Source organism: Ruegeria sp. AD9 (genome assembly GCF_056542305.1).
In genome coordinates, this window is the sequence record NZ_JBQFZP010000018.1 from 42,591 (window position 1) to 60,117 (window position 17,527).

A 17,527-nucleotide genomic window follows, 5' to 3' on the forward strand; every position below is an offset into this window, starting at 1 on the left:
CAATGCCGGTGGCCTGTTCACTCTTCGCGCCGCTGCGCCTGGAATCGTCGCTCTCTAGCGGTTAATCCGGTAGACCTTTGACACAGACCCATCTTGTGTGCGGTACGTCCGGAAACCCATGGCTTCGTAATAGGCCAGACCTTCAGTATTGCCTGCGCCAATTGTTGCATCGATAGCAGGGAGACCCTGCGCTAGGGCCGCGTCCAGAGTGTGCGCGAAAAGTGCGCGCCCGATCCCGAGCCGGGCGGCTGATGGTCGGATATGGGTTCCAATCACGCCCCACCCCACTGACACGCCGTAGGGGTTGTTTTCGACCGCATATTTCAGGGATTGGAACCCGAGCACGTGACCTTTCGGGTCCGTGGCGATTGTACATCGTAATTGATCCGGGTGGCGAATATAGTGCCTTAGGGCAAAATCGAAATCGTGGGCTTTGCGCCGCTTGCCAGCCAAGACCAGATCGTGAAGAACGCCAGCGACCCCTTCGGCATCGCTTTCGGATGCGGGTTTGAAACTCAGGTGGTCCGATCCCTTCACACCTGCAGTGCGATCTTGTGTCTCAGCCGCCATGCAGGTGCCTCTGCTCCAACTCGCGTGCGAATTCGCTGAGACGCACCTGGAACTGTTTGCGAAACCTCGACTGTCCCAGCTTCATGGATTGCAACAGCAACCGTGCCGGCAGGGACTTGGCGGCCAGGGACATCTCGATGCTCAGGCGTGTCCGGCGCGGGGACAGGGCCAGAAAATCCACGGTCGTGAACCCGGTAATGCCCTTGCTGGCAGCGTCAAATCGCATTTGCGAAGGCCTGTCGAAATCAGTCATAACCACTGACATCTGACGCGGCTTTCCGCGCAGTTTGAACTCCGTATTCCACTCGGTTCCGGCAGTCACCGCTGCGCCACCGCCCAAACGGCGCACATCGATGCCGCGGCGCATTGCCATACGCTCGAACCGTTCGAAATCCGACACCATGTCGAATACCGATTGGATGGGGGCCTCGATATCTTCGCGCGCTGAAAACTGCATAATGACCTTTGCTGTCGTAATTGCTGAGCCAATGTTTCCTCAGTCCAGAGTATCTGCAAGCCAGTTCTGTAGAAGAAAATGAGCTATAGCCCCCTTGCGCGCTGGCAATAACCTAGGATGATCGCCTGCAAAGGCCTGCATCATTTCGGATTTGCTGACCCACATCGCCTCTTCTATTTCGACCGGGTCGATCACGATGTCGCGCGACAGTGCCTCACCTGCACACCCAAACATCAATGAGGCCGGAAACGGCCAGGGCTGACTGGACAGGTACGAAACCGCACCCACCGGCACGCCCGCCTCTTCCATCACTTCGCGGCGCACTGCTGCCTCAAGCGTTTCGCCGGGCTCAACAAATCCCGCCAGCAAGGAGAACATCCCGTCAGGCCAGCCAGGAGACCGGCCCATCAGCACGCTGTCACCATGCGTGATCAACATGATCACAACCGGATCGGTGCGTGGAAAGTGCTGCCCGCCACAGGACGGGCAGCTGCGCTGCCATCCCCCCTGCGACACCTCGCTGGCGGCACCGCATCGGGCGCAATAGCGATGTGTTTCATGCCAGCCGATTATTGCCTTTGACGTTGCCGCCAGTTCCGCGTCGCGTGCCGACAGCCGTGTCATGATCCGGCGCAGTTCGGCAAACACGTGGCCTTGCGGTAAATCCGGGTGTTGTTGTTCGGACTTGTCCACGAAGGCGCCCAGACTGGTCAGATCCAGCCCCTCGGCTGCCCATGCGGAAATATCAACGGCAAACACGGGGGCGCTGTCAGCGCTCAGACCCAAAAACACCGGGGATTCAATGACGCCACCGGGACCACTGCTGATCAGCGGATGCGTCATCGGGATCATGGCAAGCTGGTCCAGCCCCTCACCCTGTACCAGCAGTTTTCCACGCCACAGCAAGACACAGCGGGCGGCCGGGTTGTGCATCGCCTTGGCCAGCTTGTCCGCATCTCCGCGATACTGCGCCGCCCGATCAAGGCCCGAACCCCCGAAGGTTACCTGCTCTGCGTTTTTCATTGGATTTCCTTTTGGTCTTGCGCACAGGGCTGCCACGTCTCGACCTGTGTTGCAATGGCTATTCAGGGATAGAAAATCCACCACCCTGCCGCTGAAAAGCCGCATGGTGGCCTCGGAAAAATCATCTAGAGTGAATTTTGATGGATTTAATCAATACACACATTCAATAGCAGAATACTCAAAGTGAAGATCCCCTCCTCGACGCAGGTACAGCCCATTGGTGACAGTGGGAAAATTCGCATTCTGGCCACAACCGACCTGCATATGAACCTGACCGGTTTTGACTATTACACTGACACGCCAGACCAGACGATTGGATTGACACGCACCGCCAGCCTGATCCGCGCAGCCCGGCAAGAGGCCAAGGACGCGCTGGTGCTGATGTTTGACAACGGGGATTCGTTGCAGGGAACCCCAATGGGCGATTGGGCAGCAAAAAGTGGCACTGCCCATCCGATGATGACGGCGTTCGAAGCCCTGGATTATGACGCGATCGGGCTGGGCAACCATGATTTCGGGTTCGGGCTGGCGACATTGGACAACATCCTGACGCAAGCCCCCTGCCCGGTTATTTGCAGCAACCTGTATCGCACGCGCGGACCTCAGCCCTGGCAGCGGCATATCGTTCTGAACCGCACTGTGTCTTTGAACGGTAAAGACATTCCTGTTCGCATCGGCATCTTCTCGGTTCTTCCGCCGCAAACGGCCTGTTGGGAGGCACATAATCTGGATGACGATATCGTCGTCGAAGATATCCTGCTTGCGGCAAAGTCCCTGACGCAGACATTGCGCGACGAGGGGTGTGATATCATCGTGGCGCTTGCTCATTCCGGCCTTGGGGGCAGCGGACCGGTGGCGGGGATGGAAAACGCCGTGCTACCCTTAGCCGCGATCAAAGGCATCGATGCCATTGTGGCCGGGCACACTCACCTGACACTTCCAGGAGAGGGTCACGCCAATACCCCGATGGTCGATCACCTGACGGGGCTGGTACATGGGACGCCCGTTGTCATGCCGGGATCAGCGGGCTCTTACCTGGGGGTTATCGATTTGGCCGTGACCGCCGGGCCGGACGGCAAAGTGCAAATCCGGGATAGCCGCGTCGAACTGCGTCCGGTTATCAGCAACGGCACAGCCGTCGGGGATGACAGTGAAATTGCGGTCCTGTGTGAGGTGGCGCATCGTATGACCCGTCAATCCGTTGCGGCACCAGTGGCACATATCCCGGATACATTGCACAGCTATTTCAGTTGCTGTGCGCCGGATCGCGGGCTGACCCTTGTAGCTGCAGCGCAAGCCGCCGCACTGCGCCCGCTTTTGCAGGGAACCAACCTGGCGGATCTGCCGGTTTTGTCGGTTGTTTCGCCTGCCAAATCCGGCGGGCGCTCAGGCCCGCGCCATTACACCGAGGTACCCGCCGGAGAGCTATGTCTACGCCATGTCGCGGACCTGCACGTGTTTCCAAACGAGCTGCGTGCAATCCGGATCAGCGGTGCGCATCTGCTGGACTGGTTGGAGATGTCAGCCAGCGTATTCAACCAGTTAAAGTCTGGTTCCGAACCCGAACTGATCAACCCTGAACGGGCCGGGTACAATTTCGACATCGTGTTTGGACTGTCTTATCAGATCGACCCCACACAGCCGCCGCGATACGATGCGCAGGGGAAAATGATCCATCCAGACCACAGGCGGATCAGTGATCTGACATATGCAGGCCATCCCGTTCGACCGGAGCAGATATTCGTTATGGCGCTGAACAATTACCGCGCCAGCGGAGGCGGGCATTTTCCGCATGCGACAACGACAGAGCTGATCAGCCTGCCACCGTTGAGCATCAAGGACCTTGTGCGGGATTACCTGTCACAGCACCTTCCGCCCGATCCGATCGCCAAGCAGCCCTACCCGTTCTCGCTGATGCCGCAGCGGGGCGTGGCGACAATTCTTCGAACAGGTCCGGGCGCCCTGAAATATCTGGATGAGTTACGCAGGTTCGATCCCGTGCTGCTGGGCTCGGATGGCAGGGGATTTGAACGCATTCGCCTGACGCTCTGACGGGTTGTCTTTTCCCGATGCCTTCCCTATATCCGGACTCGAGAGGTTGGCGCGGGCGAGCGCCTCGCCAACCTGGTCAGGTCCGGAAGGAAGCAGCCACAACGAGCCCCGCTTGGGTCGATGTCCAACCTCTCACTTCGTGAACCACAGCCACAGGAGGGCTTTATGATTGTAGTGAAAACCCTTCGGGCAGACTGGTTCTGATTTACCGGAATCACCGGACTGCCTGAACACACGACCTGCGGATGCGCGCTTGCCATCCGTTGGCATTGCTGTTTCTGAAAACAGGCAGATAAATGTCTTATACGCTTTCGGACCTGGGATGGTCCTCTTACTTTGCCGCGCAGCATGCGGTTTTTCCTTCTGACACGCCCTTTCGTATCGCATCGGTACATCGGGACCGTCTGATCGGGCTGAGCCCGGATGGTGATATCCCTTTGCTGACACCGGATAATCCGACCGGTTCATATGCCGTTGGGGATTGGGTCCTTGCCGACGCCGAAAACCGCGTGCGTCACATTCTGGACCGGCGCAGCCTGCTGCAACGCAGGGCTGCCGGTACAGGTGCCGCAACACAACTGATAGCAGCCAATGTCGATGTGTTGTTCATCGTCAGCTCGTGCAACGCCGATTTCAACCTGCCCCGGCTGGAACGTTATCTGGCGCTGGCACATCAGGCCGGATGTTATCCGGTCGTTGTCCTGACGAAAGTTGACCAGTCGGATGACCCCGGCAGTTTCTCGGGACAAGTGCAATCTCTGGACCCTTTTTTGTCGGTACTGGCGATCAATGCGCTAGACCCGGCAGATATCGAAAAGGTTCTGGCATGGTGCCCCAAAGGCCAGACCGGCGCGCTGGTCGGGTCGTCGGGCGTGGGTAAAACGACGCTCAGCAACGCCATGACGGATCAAAACCTCGCCACGTCTGGAATTCGCGAAGACGACGCACGGGGCAGGCACACGACAACGGTGCGCGCGTTGCACCGGATGGGTAACGGTGGCTGGCTGATCGACACGCCGGGAATGCGCGCATTGCGTTTGTTGGACGCTCAGGACGGAATCGACAACGTGTTCTCGGACATCACAGAGCTTGGCCAAAGCTGCCGCTTTTCGGATTGTCAGCACGAGACCGAGCCCGGCTGTGCCGTGCAGAACGCAATAGGCAAGGGCGTTCTTGATCCGGCGCGGCTGGACCGTTGGCGCAAGCTGCGGCGCGAAGATCAGCGAAACTCGGAAACCGTTGCGCAATCGCGGGCGCGGGACAAGGCGTTCGGCAAGATGGTCCGCGGTGTCATGCAGGACAAGAAGCTTCGCAAACGGCCATAGCTGCAAGGTGTTATGGAAAACCTGCGTCGCGTCTGATCAGGCGATCAGGCGCGGCCAGACCGCTGCATTGCGCCGGGCAAATGCGCCTATGTGACCAATCTCCGGCAGCCCAAATTCGGCAGGCTTCAGAAGGTGGCGTCTGGCCCCGGGGCCATACAGATCGGCAAGGCGCCAAACCGCCTCGGGCGGAACCATCTGGTCGTCTTCGAACGTGAACAGATCCACAGCTGTTCCAGAACTGCCCCAATGCGCATCAGGCAAATTCTGCCCGATCTCGGGAACGTAGCTAAGAGGAGCTGTGCACCATTTGCGCCATTGCCAGTAGACCGAGGCGGGCAGGTCCGAGCCAAACCCGATTGCTTTGCCAGGCAGATAGCCAAGCGCCCGCACCATCAGCGGTGCATGGCCATACCAGAACAGCCCCGCCAGCCCCCGATAGGGCCATGGGTGATCTTTCAAAGTCACCAGCCCCGAACACACACAGATCATACGGTCAATCTGGTTGATATCCGGCTGCACCGGCCCCAGCATCGCACCGACCGAATGGCCGATGGTCCAGTGCTGCGCCTTTGGAAACCGCCTGCGCATCTCGGCCCGTGCCGCCGGCATATCGATCAATGCCCAATCCGCCATTGTAGCACGCGCGTCTTTCAGGCGGCCGACCAACGAAAGCCCGTAGTCCCGATAGTCATAGGTCAGGCAAGCCATCCCCCGCTTGGTAGCCAGCCATCGCGCAAAATGGCGATAATAGTCACGCGGCACACCTGTAGCACTGTTCAGCACAACAACGGTTTCCGGCTCACCCACAGGCCGGTACAACCGCGCCGACAAGGTCACGGACCCTGACGGAAAGCTGAAATCTTCGATCAACACCGTCTGTTCCGTATCCAACATGATCCCGGCTTTCACTGAAACAATCGGTTTGCCTGCCTTCAATGCCGACGACACTAGGCCGGAACATAATCCGCATCCAGCATGACCAAACGTCCGGCCTAAAGATCGGCTTGACTCGGAACGCGATCAGACGCTAGCGGTTGTGTGATGGTTTCCGGCCCCTACAAGAGGTCGGGATGAAAAGGGAACACGGTGCGGTTTGTCTGGTCACACAGACATCAACCAAGTCCGCGACTGCCCCCGCAACTGTAAGCGGTAAGCAATGCCGAAATACCACTGGCCTATGGGCTGGGAAGGTCGGCAGAGCAATGACCCGCAAGTCAGGAGACCTGCCATCGGAACTGAAACCGAAACTCGGGCGGGGTGTCCGGGCAGGTCCTGACGGCGAAATGCTGTCCCACCTGCCCCAATATTCCAGCCCACCACGCGCGGAGGGCGCAGGATGATCTGGAAGACAAAATCACACGAATACAGCGCAACGGTGTGCCAGCGGACAGGGAAAACCTGCCCGGCTTTGGCGCGACTGGCCCGCTCGATTTCGGAAGCCATGGCGCAGGCGGTTTCGGTCACCAGCGAGGATTTCGAATTTGAAGGCAGCAGCGCGCTGTCACATTGCGCAGAAGGGTGCATGGCAACGATCAGAGCGCGATCCGACAGCGTTCGCATTTTCTGTGGAACACACCCTGACACGGCAACTCGGGATCTGGATGCCTATGCTGATTTGATCTTTGGACCTACATTCAGCACGCTGCCCTCGGGCACCATCGCGAACCTGCCTTGCGCCATGATCGAGGTTTCAACGATCCGCCCCCAAAAAACCGGCTACGCGCCACAGCAGCTTTCAGCTTGATCCCACTTCCACCTGTGCCGGGGTGATCCGGGACGCCCAGGCCAGCTGCGCATCGGTTTCGACAGCGCAGGGGCGCACGGCCCGCAAGCGGTCCAGTGCGTCGCTGGCGCGTTCACCGCATTCAACCATCAGTCGCAGAATAATCATCCCGGACCTGCCGCACCCCCCACGGCAGTGTACAAGGACCCGGCCACCGCCCGACAGTGCGTGTCGGGCGGTGGCGCTGACCTCTGGCCAGGCCTTCCGAACCGCTTGCGTTGGCGCTCCAAAATCTTCGATCGGCAGGTGAACCCACCGGCTGGCCCGGCTTTGGATGTCACTGCCAAAGTGCTGCGCGCCATCCTGAAGCATTTCGACATCCGTCGTCATTGAAATCACAAGGCCCGGTTTCCACGCCGCAATCGTATCCAGATCGGTGGCGTAATCCCCGCCACGCCCTGGCATTGAAGTAAGGGCAAGCGTTCCGCCTCCGACCTGCAGAGCAAAAATGACCAGCTGCGACATGAAGTGCGTCCTCCCCCAAGGTACTCTTTAAGAAATGAGCCATTAAATCCGCTGGACCAGTTTAGTTGGAAACCAGCCCGTTTCTGAAACAAAAAATCATCACGCCCCACAGTGGACGCGGACTGCCGCCGCCACTACGCTGTGCCGAAGCACCGAATCCGAGCGAGTAGACATGACAGACACGCCCAGCCCCGCCTATCAGGTTCTCGCCCGCAAATACCGCCCGGAAACCTTTGCCGACCTGGTGGGTCAGGATGCCATGGTGCGCACCCTGAAAAACGCTTTTGAAGCCGACCGGATTGCGCAGGCCTTTGTCATGACCGGCATTCGCGGAACGGGTAAAACCACCACGGCACGGATCATCGCCAAGGGCATGAACTGTATCGGACCGGATGGAACCGGAGGGCCGACAACAGAGCCTTGCGGTCAGTGCGAGCATTGCATCGCGATCATGGAAGGCCGCCATGTCGATGTGATGGAAATGGATGCCGCCAGCCGTACCGGCGTCAACGATATCCGCGAGATCATCGACAGTGTCCGCTATCGCGCAGCCAGCGCGCGCTACAAGATCTACATCATCGACGAGGTTCACATGCTCTCGACCAGCGCATTCAACGCGCTGCTCAAGACGCTCGAGGAACCGCCCGCACATGTGAAGTTCATCTTCGCGACCACCGAGATTCGCAAAGTGCCAGTCACGGTTCTGTCGCGGTGTCAACGCTTTGACCTGCGCCGGATTGAGCCCGAAGACATGATCGGTCTGCTGCGCAAGATCGCCGGGGCCGAGGGCGCGCAGATTGCCGACGACGCACTGGCGCTGATCACCCGCGCTGCAGAAGGGTCGGCCCGCGACGCGACCTCATTGCTCGATCAGGCAATCTCGCACGGGGCCGGTGAGACGACGGCAGATCAGGTCCGTGCGATGCTGGGTCTAGCGGATCGAGGTCGTGTTCTGGACCTGATGGACATGATCCTGCGCGGTGACGCGGCAGGAGCGCTTACTGAACTGAGCGGGCAATATGCGGAAGGCGCAGACCCTCTGGCTGTGCTGCGCGATCTGGCCGAAATCACGCATTGGGTGTCCGTCGTAAAGATCACACCCGACGCGGCCGAAGACCCGACGGTTTCCCCCGACGAACGCACACGGGGCCAGCACATGGCCGAGGCTTTGCCGATGCGGGTTCTGACCCGGATGTGGCAGATGCTGCTGAAGGCGCTGGAGGAAGTCTCTGCGGCGCCCAACGCGATGATGGCCGCCGAAATGGCTGTTATCCGACTGACACATGTCGCCGATTTGCCCAGCCCCGAAGAACTGATCAAACGGCTGCAAGACGCCCCACCTTCGCCACCCGGCGGGCCGGGCGGGGGCATGTCAATGTCCCGGCAGGCCCCGGTGGCAACGCAATCCAACGCGACCCCGCCGCCTGCCTATGCATCGCCCCCGCGCGGCGCGGGTGGCGCACCGGTTGCCGCGCTGGCGCAGGATGCCCAGACGGCCCTGGCCCGCTATCCAACCTTCGGACATGTGGTGGAACTGATCCGCACAAACCGCGATGTGAAACTGCTTGTCGAGGTGGAAAGCGGCATGCGCCTTGTGTCGTACCAGCCCGGCCGGATCGAATTCACCCCGACGCCTCAGGCACCGTCGGATCTGGCGTCGCGATTGGGCTCTGCCCTGCAACGCTGGACTGGCAATCGGTGGGCCGTCTCCATTGTCTCGGACGGGGATGCGGCGACCATCGCGGAAGTGCGGGACCGGGCCGAAATAGCCCTGAAAGCCGAGGCCGAAGAGCACCCGCTGGTTCAGGCCGTGCTGACGCAATTCCCCAAGGCAAAGATCATTCGGATCGAAACACCTGAACAGCGTGCCGCCAAGGTTGAGACCGAGGCCCTTCCCGAAGTCGAAGATGAATGGGACCCCTTCGAAGAGGATTAGCCCCAGGCCCGTGGGTCCAAGTTTCAGGAAACCGGCATACTCACCCCCTTTCACGATGAAACTGAGGGAGGGAATGCGGGCGCATAAATGATCGGCCGGCGACGCTCTGATCTGGACAGGCGGGAGACCTCTTGTGCCGCCTGCCTGCGGTCCGTATTTAGAACCAAACAGAAACACAGGAGACGACTGATGCTGAAAGGACTCGGCGGGCTTGGCGGACTGGGCGACATGGCAAAGATGATGAAATCCGCACAAGACCTGCAAACCAAGATGACCGAAATGCAGGAAGAGCTGAACAACATGATGGTTGTCGGCGAATCCGGTGCAGGGCTGGTCAAGGCAACGGCCACAGCCAAGGGTGAACTCAAGGGGCTGGACATCGACCCGTCCATCTTCAACGGCGACGACAAGGAAGTGGTCGAAGACCTGATCCTGGCCGCCATCAAAGACGCTCAGGCCAAAGCTGCCGAACGTTCACAGGAAGAGATGGGCAAGCTGACCGAAAGCATGGGCCTGCCCAAAGACATCAAGCTACCGTTCTGAGCTTCATCTTTTCCCAAATACTCCCGCCGGAGGCTTCCTCCGGTGCAAAGCAGGACAGGCCATGGGAACGAACAGCGAAATCGACAATCTGATCGATCTGATGGCCAAACTGCCGGGGCTGGGCCCGCGCTCGGCCCGCCGCGCGGTGCTGCACCTGATCCGCAAACGCGCTCTGCTGCTGACGCCCCTGTCAGACGCCATGCAGCAAGTGGCCGTCACCGCCCGCGAATGCCTGAATTGCGGCAATGTGGGCACCACGGATATCTGTGACATATGCAATAGCGAGGCCCGAGCGACCGGCGAACTCTGCGTGGTCGAAGACGTCGCCGACCTCTGGGCGATGGAGCGGTCAGGGGTCTTCAAGGGCCGCTATCACGTGCTGGGTGGCACGCTGTCTGCACTGGACGGGGTCGGCCCGGACGAGCTGCGCATTCCCCGCCTCAGGGATCGGGTCCTGGCCGAAGGGATCACCGAAGTGATCCTTGCCCTGAACGCCACCGTCGACGGCCAGACCACCGCCCATTACATCGCGGATCAGCTGGAAGGCCAGGTGCGCCTGACCTCACTGGCGCAAGGCGTGCCCATCGGCGGAGAGTTGGATTATCTGGATGACGGGACGATCACGGCGGCGCTCAGGGCGCGTAAGGAATTGTAGACTGACGTGGGGTGTTACACCAAATGTACGTGTCTGTCTCCTGGCTGTCTTTTGTAAGCTTATCCAGGGTTAACTGCTTCAAAAAAGTTTAACTTTGCGGGAATACCCACGCCCTCCGGCTTCTCGAATACCCTGAATTTTTCCATAACGGCTTCTTGTATTGCCGCGACATCCGCATCCGTTCCACAATACTTTTTTAGAATTCGCGCTGCTGGTCCTATGTTGGAAGCCAAGTCAGCAACTTTTTTGAGCGGTCCTTGATGTTTTAGTGTGATCGCCGAAACTTCTCCTGTCACATTTCTGAATCCTGCTTTTTTCAACACATCGACAACGTAATCGATATCCTGAAAACCCAGCGGTCCCGGTGCGTTGGGATCAGCAGGATCAGGTGGACCCAAACGTGAAACTGCCGCTTTGCACGGAGCATCGAACCAAGGGTTTATTGCCATTGGAGCCCAAGCCGCTACAATCAAACGCCCCCGCGCCCGCATGTGCTTTCGTATATTGGCAAACGCAGCGTTCGGATCGGAAAAGAACATGACGCCAAAGCGCGAAATCACAAGATCAAATGGCGCGCTTGGGATCGCACCTTGTTGCGCGTCCATCAAAAAATACTTTGATTTTACAGTAAGTTTTCCAGCTTTCTTTTGAGCGTGCTCCAAGAGCGGTTTGGAAATATCCAGCGCCGTCAGTGTTCCATTTGGGGTCAGCTTTTTCGCAAAAGCACGGCTCGTGGCGCCGGTTCCGCAACCAACATCAAGTACATCCGCATCATGGATATCACCCGCTCGCCGGATGAGTTCTTGGTCCACCGCTTCAAAAACAGCGTCCAGTTCTTCTTCGAACCTGATCCACTGAAGTCCCGGAGCTGAACTCCAGTAATCCGCCTGCGCTTTGTTGGCAGTCATAGCGTTTCTCACATTCTTGAACGCAATCACTGTAGCATAGTTGCCGCGCAAAACTGTCGTACTTTGAGACTGCTGAAGCATCTGGACTAGGTTTCAGAGAATACTGTTTGCCTGAAACCGAGTTACAGTTAGATACAGCCAACCACATTTTTTAGTTGGGAGTGCTTAACTTGACCCGCCTTCTCGCCTTTACCTTCGCCGCCTTCACCGCAACCGCTGCCCTGTCGCAGGAACTGGTCGACAAGGGCTTCGTCGAAGGCTGGAACATTATGATGGACCCCGCGCTTGGGAACGGGTGCCTGATCCAGACGGTCTATCAGGACCTCTCGGTCGTGCGGCTGGGCTATGACGCGTTGGACAATCGCGGGTATTTTGCCGTTTACAACAAGGCCTGGGGCAATATTGAACAGGGGAAAAGCTATCCCATCCGGTTCGAACTGGACGGCAAGAGCTTTGACGCAACCGCTATCGGGTTCAATGAACGCAAAGTGCCCGGTGCGACGGTGTTTTTTACCGACCGGAATTTCGTCACCGCGATTGCCCAGAACAAGACGATGACGGTTTACAATCCCGCAGGCGAGGTGGTGATGGCGATTGATCTGAAAGGCACCGCCAAGGCGCTGGACTATGCGCGGGACTGCCAGAACAAAAAGCTTTAACGAATCGGATCGAACAGCGCGTCCTTGGCAGTGCAGTCGCGGATCACATCGCGGCCGCATGGCACCGGATCAAGGTCGCGCGACAGGCATAGGCGGACCTCTTCGATATAGCCCTGTTTGCAGGTGACCGTGATCATATCGCGCTCCAGCTCTGGATTGGCTTTCAAAAACGCATCCTCGACCACCGAAGCCGGCAGTTTGACGGATGCGTCCAGTTTGCGGAAGACCTGCGGGCGTTCGACAGCATCATAGGCACGCCGGGACAGGGCGAAATAGTCGGGCGCAGATAGCCCCGAACAGGTGCCGTGTTTCTTCCACTGATGCCATGCAAGGCCCGCACTACCCTGAATATCTTCCATTTCCCGCGTCATGCGGCGTGTTGGCGGCGCCTCGGGCGAGCGGCAGAAGGATGGCCAGCCCTGATGAAATTGCGGCCAGAGCCCGTGCAGGATCCATCCGTGGTCGTGCCGGTCGTCACATTGGTCTGACCCGCGCGCGTCCCCTTCACGGGCGCACCAATTGGGCGACCAGCTAAGCGACAGGACGTAATATTCGAACTCACCTGCTTTTTCACCTTCGGCCAGCGCTGTCATCGCGCTGAAGACCCACAATACGACCCAGCGCATTCGCCTCTTCCCTTCTTGCTGCGTGGCGACTATATACGGGCCAAGTTCCCCGACAACGGAAACCTGCCCCAAGACCAAGGGGCCGCCGAATTCCGGCGACGGGAAAGATGTATGTATAGGAGACGGGCTGATGGCAAAACCGCTTATGGCCAAGGCAACCGCCGTATGGCTGGTGGACAACACCACGATCAGCTTCAAGCAGATCGCGGATTTCGTAGGAATGCACGAACTGGAAGTGCAGGGTATCGCCGATGGCGATGTGGCCGCAGGCGTAAAGGGCTTTGACCCAATCGCAAACAACCAGCTGACCCAGGATGAGATCGACGCCGCGCAGAACAACCACCTGCACAAGCTGAAGCTCAAGTTCAACCCGGCGGCATCCGGCGAAGAAAAGCGCCGTGGCCCGCGTTATACCCCGCTGTCCAAGCGTCAGGACCGTCCGAACTCGATCCTGTGGCTGGTCAAGTTCCACCCCGAACTCAGCGACGGCCAGATCGCCAAGCTGGTTGGCACCACCAAGCCGACCATCCAGTCGATCCGCGAGCGCACCCACTGGAACATCTCGAACATGCAGCCGATCGACCCGGTTGCGTTGGGCCTGTGCAAACAGTCCGAACTGGATGCGATCGTGCAGAAGGCAGCTGCCAAGAAAGCGGCCGAAGGCGGCGTGATGAGCGATGACGAGCGTCGCAAGCTGGTTTCGACCGAGCAGTCGCTGGAAATGGACGCTGCGCCGAAAATCCCGACCGCGATCGAAGGTCTGGAAACCTTCTCGCTGTCCGATGATCGGTCGGATGACAAAGACGACGAGCCTATCATCGACGCCGACAGTTTCTTCAACCTGCCCAAAGGCGGGGCGGATGATGAAGACGAGGATGATCCTCGTCTGTAACAGACAATCAGCCCCGGTCGGAACGGCTGGGGCTTTTTTGACGGACTTGTCATGCTGAGCATTCTTTCTGCGATTTTCGGCCCGCACCGCGCCGTAACGATCTACGCCTTTCTCAGGACATGGGGGCTGGGTCTGGCGGGTGGTGTTGTCATGATCGCCATCGTCACCACCTTGTTTCTGCTGGGGGACGAAGGCGAACACGAGCACGAGGCTTTCCTGATCGTACCGGTTCTGTCCGCAACCCCGGTGAACGGGGACCTGAAGAACGGCGTCGTAGCCTCGGTTCGCCTGCCCGATGGATCGGCCACGTCGATTACGTCGACCGAGTCGCAGATTTCACAAACCGTTGGAACGACGGCCTGCGTGGAAAAACGCATCTACGTCAAAAGCGGCGAAGCCCGGTATCGGTTCAAACTGCCCCGTCTCTGCGAATCCGGTTGATCGAAATTTCAGACAAAACAAGGCCGCCCGATGCTGACACCGGGCGGCTTTTTCGTTCATACCACCTGAAAGATGATGCCTGCGACTATTGCGCCCCCCACACCAAGGCTCAGGTAGGCGGCAAACACGCGCGGTTTGACCAATGACCAGACTGCGGCCATCGCCGGTATGGAACTGACGGCACCCGCAACCATGAACGACATCGCAGCCCCTGCGGTCATGCCCTGATCGACCAGACCCGCCAGCAGCGGCGGCGCGACGTAAGAGTTCAGATAGGCCGGCATCCCCACCAGCGCGGCAACGATGATCGGCAGCACGCCTTCTCCGCCAACGACGCCAGCGATCAGGTCCGCAGGCACATAGTTGACCAACAAAGCTTCGAGCACATAGGCCAGTGCCAGCCACTTCAGCAGGAACAGCCCGTTGTGCACGAATTCCGAACGGAACCGAACCCGGCGTTCAGGCTCTTGCCAGAACTTCCAGACCGGCTTGTCATCCGCTTTCGGACCACATCCGCAACACCCGGCAGGTTTGTATTCGCGCAAGGGCTGGGCAAATGCCCCCTGCCGCATCAGCAACCGAACCGCGAACCCGCCGAACAGGCCAAGCGCAACGGCGGCAACCGCCTTACCGATGGCAAAGGGCCATCCCAGCGCGGCGGCCGTAATCAAAAGCGTCGGCGGGTCGATCAATGGCGAGCTGAGCCAGAACGCCATAACGGCCGACAGCGGCGCTCCGAGTGCAAGCAGGCCTGCAATAAAGGGAATGACTTCGCAAGAACAAAATGGTGCGAGTCCGCCGAACAGGGCGGCCAGAAAGATCATCCGGGTCTCGCGCCCTTCAAAGTCGCGCGCCACCATCACTTCGGCCCCGGTTGCCTTGAGATATGACAACAGAAGCACGGCAAACAGGATGTATTGTCCTGTATGCGCCAAGGCCCTGACTGCAAAACTCACAACCTCAGTCAGGTTGCCGGGGTCGAGAACGGCCACCGCCACAAGAATGGCGACGATCAATGCCCAGGGCGTCTTGATCATCTCAAGCGCACCTTTGGCGGTCGTTCGGGGGGATTGCGTCAATTCAGCCATCGTTGGCCGCCTTTCCAACCGCGTCAGCGCAGCATTCGCAAAGAATGAACTGCGCCAGCGTCTTCAATTCGTCATAACAGGCCCGGTTGATCGTGGTGCGACCGATCTTTTCCTGCTCAACCACACCTCCGGCTGCAAGAAACCGCAGGTGGTGCGCCAAAGTCGACGGGGCAATCCCCGTCCGGTTCTGGATTTCGCCAACGGTCAGACCGGCCTCACCAGCCCGCACCAGTGTCTTGAGAACTTTCAGCCGGGCTTCCGAACCCATGGCGGAAAATCCGGCAGCAGCAGTTTCCCACATGAGTTGCCTCCATTAAACTAGATCTCTAGTTTTGTAGTTTCACAAAGGACCCTGGTCAACCCACCTTGGGAAAATTTTTCATGACACTGTAAGTCCAGATTGCCCCTGCCTTAAGTCCAACCTATAAGCAGGCATGGGGATATCGGTCGAAACATTCTTTCTTGAGCTCAACGGTCAGGGCACGTTGCAGGCCCAGATCCAGCAGATGATTGCCGAGGGCATTCTGTCCGGTCGCTTTCACGTGGGGGAAAAACTGCCATCCTCGCGAAAGCTGGCCGCACATCTGGGCGTCAGCCGCATCACGGTGACGCTGGCTTATACCGAGTTGCTGGCCAATGATTATCTGACGGCAAAGGGCCGGTCAGGATATTACGTCTCGCATAACGCGCCGGTTCCGCCCAAATACTCGCCCGTGCAGCGCGGCACGGAATCTGTCGACTGGGACAGGGCACTGGCGCGCCGCTTTCTGGACAGCGACGTCCTGCCGAAACCCAGCAACTGGCGCGAATACCGCTATCCGTTCATCTACGGTCAGGCCGACCGGACCCTGTTTGATCACGCCAACTGGAGATTGTGCGCGGTTCGCGCCTTGGGGCACAAAGACTTCGATTCGCTGACAGGGGATTACGTGGATCAGGATGATCCGTTGTTGATCGAGTTCATCGCGCGCCACACCCTGCCGCGCCGTGGTATCGTTGCCCGCCCCGAAGAGATCTTGATCACCCTGGGCGCGCAGAACGCGCTTTGGCTGGCCTCTCGCATTTTGCTGACTCACAATCGCACGGCCGTAATCGAAGATCCCTGCTACTACGCGCTGCGAAGTCTTTTGAACCACTGGGACTGCGCTGTGACGCCCCTGAGCGTCGATCGCGACGGCTTGCCACCGGAGGCGATCCCCGACGAAGCGGATGTCATCTTTACCACCCCCAGCCATCAAAGCCCGACAACCGCGACGATGCCGGTCGACCGCCGCAACAAGCTACTGGATCGGGCACGCGATCTGGATGCAATGGTTGTCGAGGACGACTATGAATTCGAGATGGCCTTTCGCAGCGCACCTTCGCCTGCACTCAAGTCCATGGATCGGGATGGGCGCGTGATTTACGTGGGCAGTTTTTCCAAATCGCTGTTCCCGGGATTGCGGCTTGGATATATGGTCGGGTCCGAACCTTTCATCCGCGAAGCACGTGCGCTTCGCTCGTTGGTCCTGCGCCACCCTCCGGGTCATATTCAGCGCACGGCAGCGTATTTTCTGTCATTGGGCCATTACGACGCGCAGATCCGACGTATGTCGAAAGCCCTGCAAGAGCGGCGCGATGCGATGGACAAAGCCATCGAGGAAAGCGGGCTGACAGTGGCCGGGCGGGGTGTAATGGGCGGCTCATCAATGTGGATGTCGGCCCCTGAGCACGTCAACACAACGCAGCTTGCGCTCCGACTACAGAACCAGGGCGTTCATATCGAGCCGGGTGCTCCGTTTTTCTCGGGGCCCGACAGGCCGCAGAACTTCTACCGCCTCGGGTACTCTTCTATTTCGACCAACCGCATAGGCCCCGGCGTCGAACTTATCGCGGAAGCCATCCGGGCTGCCTGAGGTCGCACTGGACATATTCCGCAGACGCGTCTGGCCCTAACGCAGGTCGCACCCTTACGCCAAAACCATATCAACCCCCGGGCCCCGGTGCCCGGTTTCCTCACTCTTGCTTGGAGAGCACCCCTATGAAGATGACGACGGAAGAGGCCTTTGTTAAGGTTTTGCAGATGCATGGTATTGAACATGCGTTTGGGATCATTGGCTCTGCG

19 protein-coding genes, 1 other RNA gene and 1 riboswitch are annotated in these 17,527 nt (G+C 58.9%); of the genes, 11 read left to right on the top strand and 9 right to left on the bottom strand.

From position 1 onward, the window contains the following. Positions 1–54: 54 nt before the first annotated feature. The 3 genes from ACR0AM_RS18805 to nudC are packed head-to-tail and all read right to left on the bottom strand — an operon-like array spanning position 55 to position 2,050. The gene (locus ACR0AM_RS18805; RefSeq protein ID WP_480623697.1) at positions 55–570 is read right to left on the bottom strand and encodes an N-acetyltransferase family protein; all 516 of its coding nucleotides are present in this window, start codon (positions 568–570) and stop codon (positions 55–57) included. Next, a complete protein-coding gene (locus ACR0AM_RS18810) occupies positions 560–1,027 on the bottom strand; it encodes an SRPBCC family protein (RefSeq protein WP_480474091.1) in 468 nt (155 codons plus the stop codon). The genes ACR0AM_RS18805 and ACR0AM_RS18810 overlap by 11 nt, the downstream gene beginning before the upstream one ends. 39 nt (positions 1,028–1,066) lie before the next feature. Next, positions 1,067–2,050, bottom strand: coding sequence for an NAD(+) diphosphatase (nudC, locus tag ACR0AM_RS18815; protein WP_480623698.1), 984 nt, complete (start codon positions 2,048–2,050; stop codon positions 1,067–1,069). Positions 2,051–2,233: 183 nt separating this feature from the next. On the opposite strand from nudC, the gene ACR0AM_RS18820 reads away from it, so the two are divergent. The 3 genes from ACR0AM_RS18820 to rsgA all read left to right on the top strand — a co-directional run bounded on the left by ACR0AM_RS18820 (position 2,234) and on the right by rsgA (position 5,427). Then, positions 2,234–4,102 (top strand): bifunctional 2',3'-cyclic-nucleotide 2'-phosphodiesterase/3'-nucleotidase, encoded by a 1,869-nt coding sequence (locus tag ACR0AM_RS18820; RefSeq protein WP_480623699.1) that lies wholly within the window; start codon positions 2,234–2,236, stop codon positions 4,100–4,102. A 39-nt stretch (positions 4,103–4,141) separates the two neighbouring features. Further along, positions 4,142–4,240, top strand: an RNA gene (ffs, locus tag ACR0AM_RS18825) — signal recognition particle sRNA small type. Positions 4,241–4,398: 158 nt separating this feature from the next. Continuing rightward, the gene (rsgA, locus tag ACR0AM_RS18830; protein ID WP_480623700.1) at positions 4,399–5,427 is read left to right on the top strand and encodes a ribosome small subunit-dependent GTPase A; all 1,029 of its coding nucleotides are present in this window, start codon (positions 4,399–4,401) and stop codon (positions 5,425–5,427) included. Between the two features lie 36 nt (positions 5,428–5,463). Here rsgA and ACR0AM_RS18835 read toward each other — a convergent pair whose 3' ends face one another. Beyond that, positions 5,464–6,321 (bottom strand): alpha/beta hydrolase family protein, encoded by an 858-nt coding sequence (locus tag ACR0AM_RS18835; RefSeq protein WP_480520946.1) that lies wholly within the window; start codon positions 6,319–6,321, stop codon positions 5,464–5,466. Positions 6,322–6,453: 132 nt separating this feature from the next. Further along, positions 6,454–6,672: riboswitch (cobalamin riboswitch) on the top strand. A 91-nt stretch (positions 6,673–6,763) separates the two neighbouring features. Here ACR0AM_RS18835 and ACR0AM_RS18840 point away from each other — a divergent pair. Beyond that, a complete protein-coding gene (locus ACR0AM_RS18840; protein ID WP_480623701.1) occupies positions 6,764–7,171 on the top strand; it encodes a hypothetical protein in 408 nt (135 codons plus the stop codon). Here ACR0AM_RS18840 and ACR0AM_RS18845 read toward each other — a convergent pair. After that, the gene (locus ACR0AM_RS18845) at positions 7,163–7,675 is read right to left on the bottom strand and encodes a protein-tyrosine phosphatase family protein (RefSeq protein ID WP_480623702.1); all 513 of its coding nucleotides are present in this window, start codon (positions 7,673–7,675) and stop codon (positions 7,163–7,165) included. The genes ACR0AM_RS18840 and ACR0AM_RS18845 overlap by 9 nt on opposite strands. Before the next feature lie 172 nt (positions 7,676–7,847). On the opposite strand from ACR0AM_RS18845, the gene ACR0AM_RS18850 reads away from it, so the two are divergent. The 3 genes from ACR0AM_RS18850 (at position 7,848) to recR (ending at position 10,809) form a co-directional block, all read left to right on the top strand. Further along, entirely contained in the window at positions 7,848–9,611 is a 1,764-nt protein-coding gene (locus ACR0AM_RS18850; RefSeq protein WP_480623703.1) for a DNA polymerase III subunit gamma/tau, read from the top strand. 189 nt (positions 9,612–9,800) lie between these two features. Continuing rightward, positions 9,801–10,154 (top strand): YbaB/EbfC family nucleoid-associated protein, encoded by a 354-nt coding sequence (locus tag ACR0AM_RS18855; protein WP_209507712.1) that lies wholly within the window; start codon positions 9,801–9,803, stop codon positions 10,152–10,154. A 61-nt stretch (positions 10,155–10,215) separates the two neighbouring features. Beyond that, a complete protein-coding gene (recR, locus tag ACR0AM_RS18860) occupies positions 10,216–10,809 on the top strand; it encodes a recombination mediator RecR (RefSeq protein WP_480588744.1) in 594 nt (197 codons plus the stop codon). A 59-nt stretch (positions 10,810–10,868) separates the two neighbouring features. On the opposite strand, the gene ACR0AM_RS18865 is transcribed toward recR, so the two are convergent. Beyond that, a complete protein-coding gene (locus ACR0AM_RS18865) occupies positions 10,869–11,717 on the bottom strand; it encodes a class I SAM-dependent methyltransferase (protein ID WP_480623704.1) in 849 nt (282 codons plus the stop codon). 161 nt (positions 11,718–11,878) lie between these two features. Between ACR0AM_RS18865 and ACR0AM_RS18870 the strand changes: the two genes are divergently transcribed. Continuing rightward, positions 11,879–12,376 (top strand): hypothetical protein, encoded by a 498-nt coding sequence (locus ACR0AM_RS18870; RefSeq protein ID WP_480607119.1) that lies wholly within the window; start codon positions 11,879–11,881, stop codon positions 12,374–12,376. Here the strand turns inward: ACR0AM_RS18870 and ACR0AM_RS18875 are convergent. Then, positions 12,373–13,002: a ribonuclease T2 family protein gene (locus tag ACR0AM_RS18875; RefSeq protein WP_480623705.1), complete on the bottom strand. Its 630-nt coding sequence runs from the start codon at positions 13,000–13,002 to the stop codon at positions 12,373–12,375. The genes ACR0AM_RS18870 and ACR0AM_RS18875 overlap by 4 nt on opposite strands. Before the next feature lie 130 nt (positions 13,003–13,132). On the opposite strand from ACR0AM_RS18875, the gene ACR0AM_RS18880 reads away from it, so the two are divergent. Together ACR0AM_RS18880 and ACR0AM_RS18885 are read left to right on the top strand one after the other, a co-directional pair. After that, the gene (locus ACR0AM_RS18880) at positions 13,133–13,894 is read left to right on the top strand and encodes a DUF1013 domain-containing protein (protein ID WP_480474102.1); all 762 of its coding nucleotides are present in this window, start codon (positions 13,133–13,135) and stop codon (positions 13,892–13,894) included. A gap of 51 nt (positions 13,895–13,945) precedes the next feature. Beyond that, complete coding sequence (locus ACR0AM_RS18885; protein ID WP_267363610.1) at positions 13,946–14,335, top strand: hypothetical protein; 390 nt, start codon at positions 13,946–13,948, stop codon at positions 14,333–14,335. A gap of 56 nt (positions 14,336–14,391) precedes the next feature. Here ACR0AM_RS18885 and ACR0AM_RS18890 read toward each other — a convergent pair whose 3' ends face one another. Both ACR0AM_RS18890 and ACR0AM_RS18895 read right to left on the bottom strand, forming a co-directional pair. Continuing rightward, positions 14,392–15,423 (bottom strand): permease, encoded by a 1,032-nt coding sequence (locus tag ACR0AM_RS18890; RefSeq protein ID WP_480623706.1) that lies wholly within the window; start codon positions 15,421–15,423, stop codon positions 14,392–14,394. Further along, a complete protein-coding gene (locus ACR0AM_RS18895) occupies positions 15,416–15,724 on the bottom strand; it encodes an ArsR/SmtB family transcription factor (protein ID WP_480623707.1) in 309 nt (102 codons plus the stop codon). Before ACR0AM_RS18895 ends, ACR0AM_RS18890 begins: the two co-directional genes overlap by 8 nt. 133 nt (positions 15,725–15,857) lie before the next feature. Here ACR0AM_RS18895 and pdxR point away from each other — a divergent pair, with 133 nt between their 5' ends. Further along, positions 15,858–17,318 (top strand): MocR-like pyridoxine biosynthesis transcription factor PdxR, encoded by a 1,461-nt coding sequence (pdxR, locus tag ACR0AM_RS18900; protein ID WP_480623708.1) that lies wholly within the window; start codon positions 15,858–15,860, stop codon positions 17,316–17,318. Positions 17,319–17,527 lie beyond the last annotated feature (209 nt).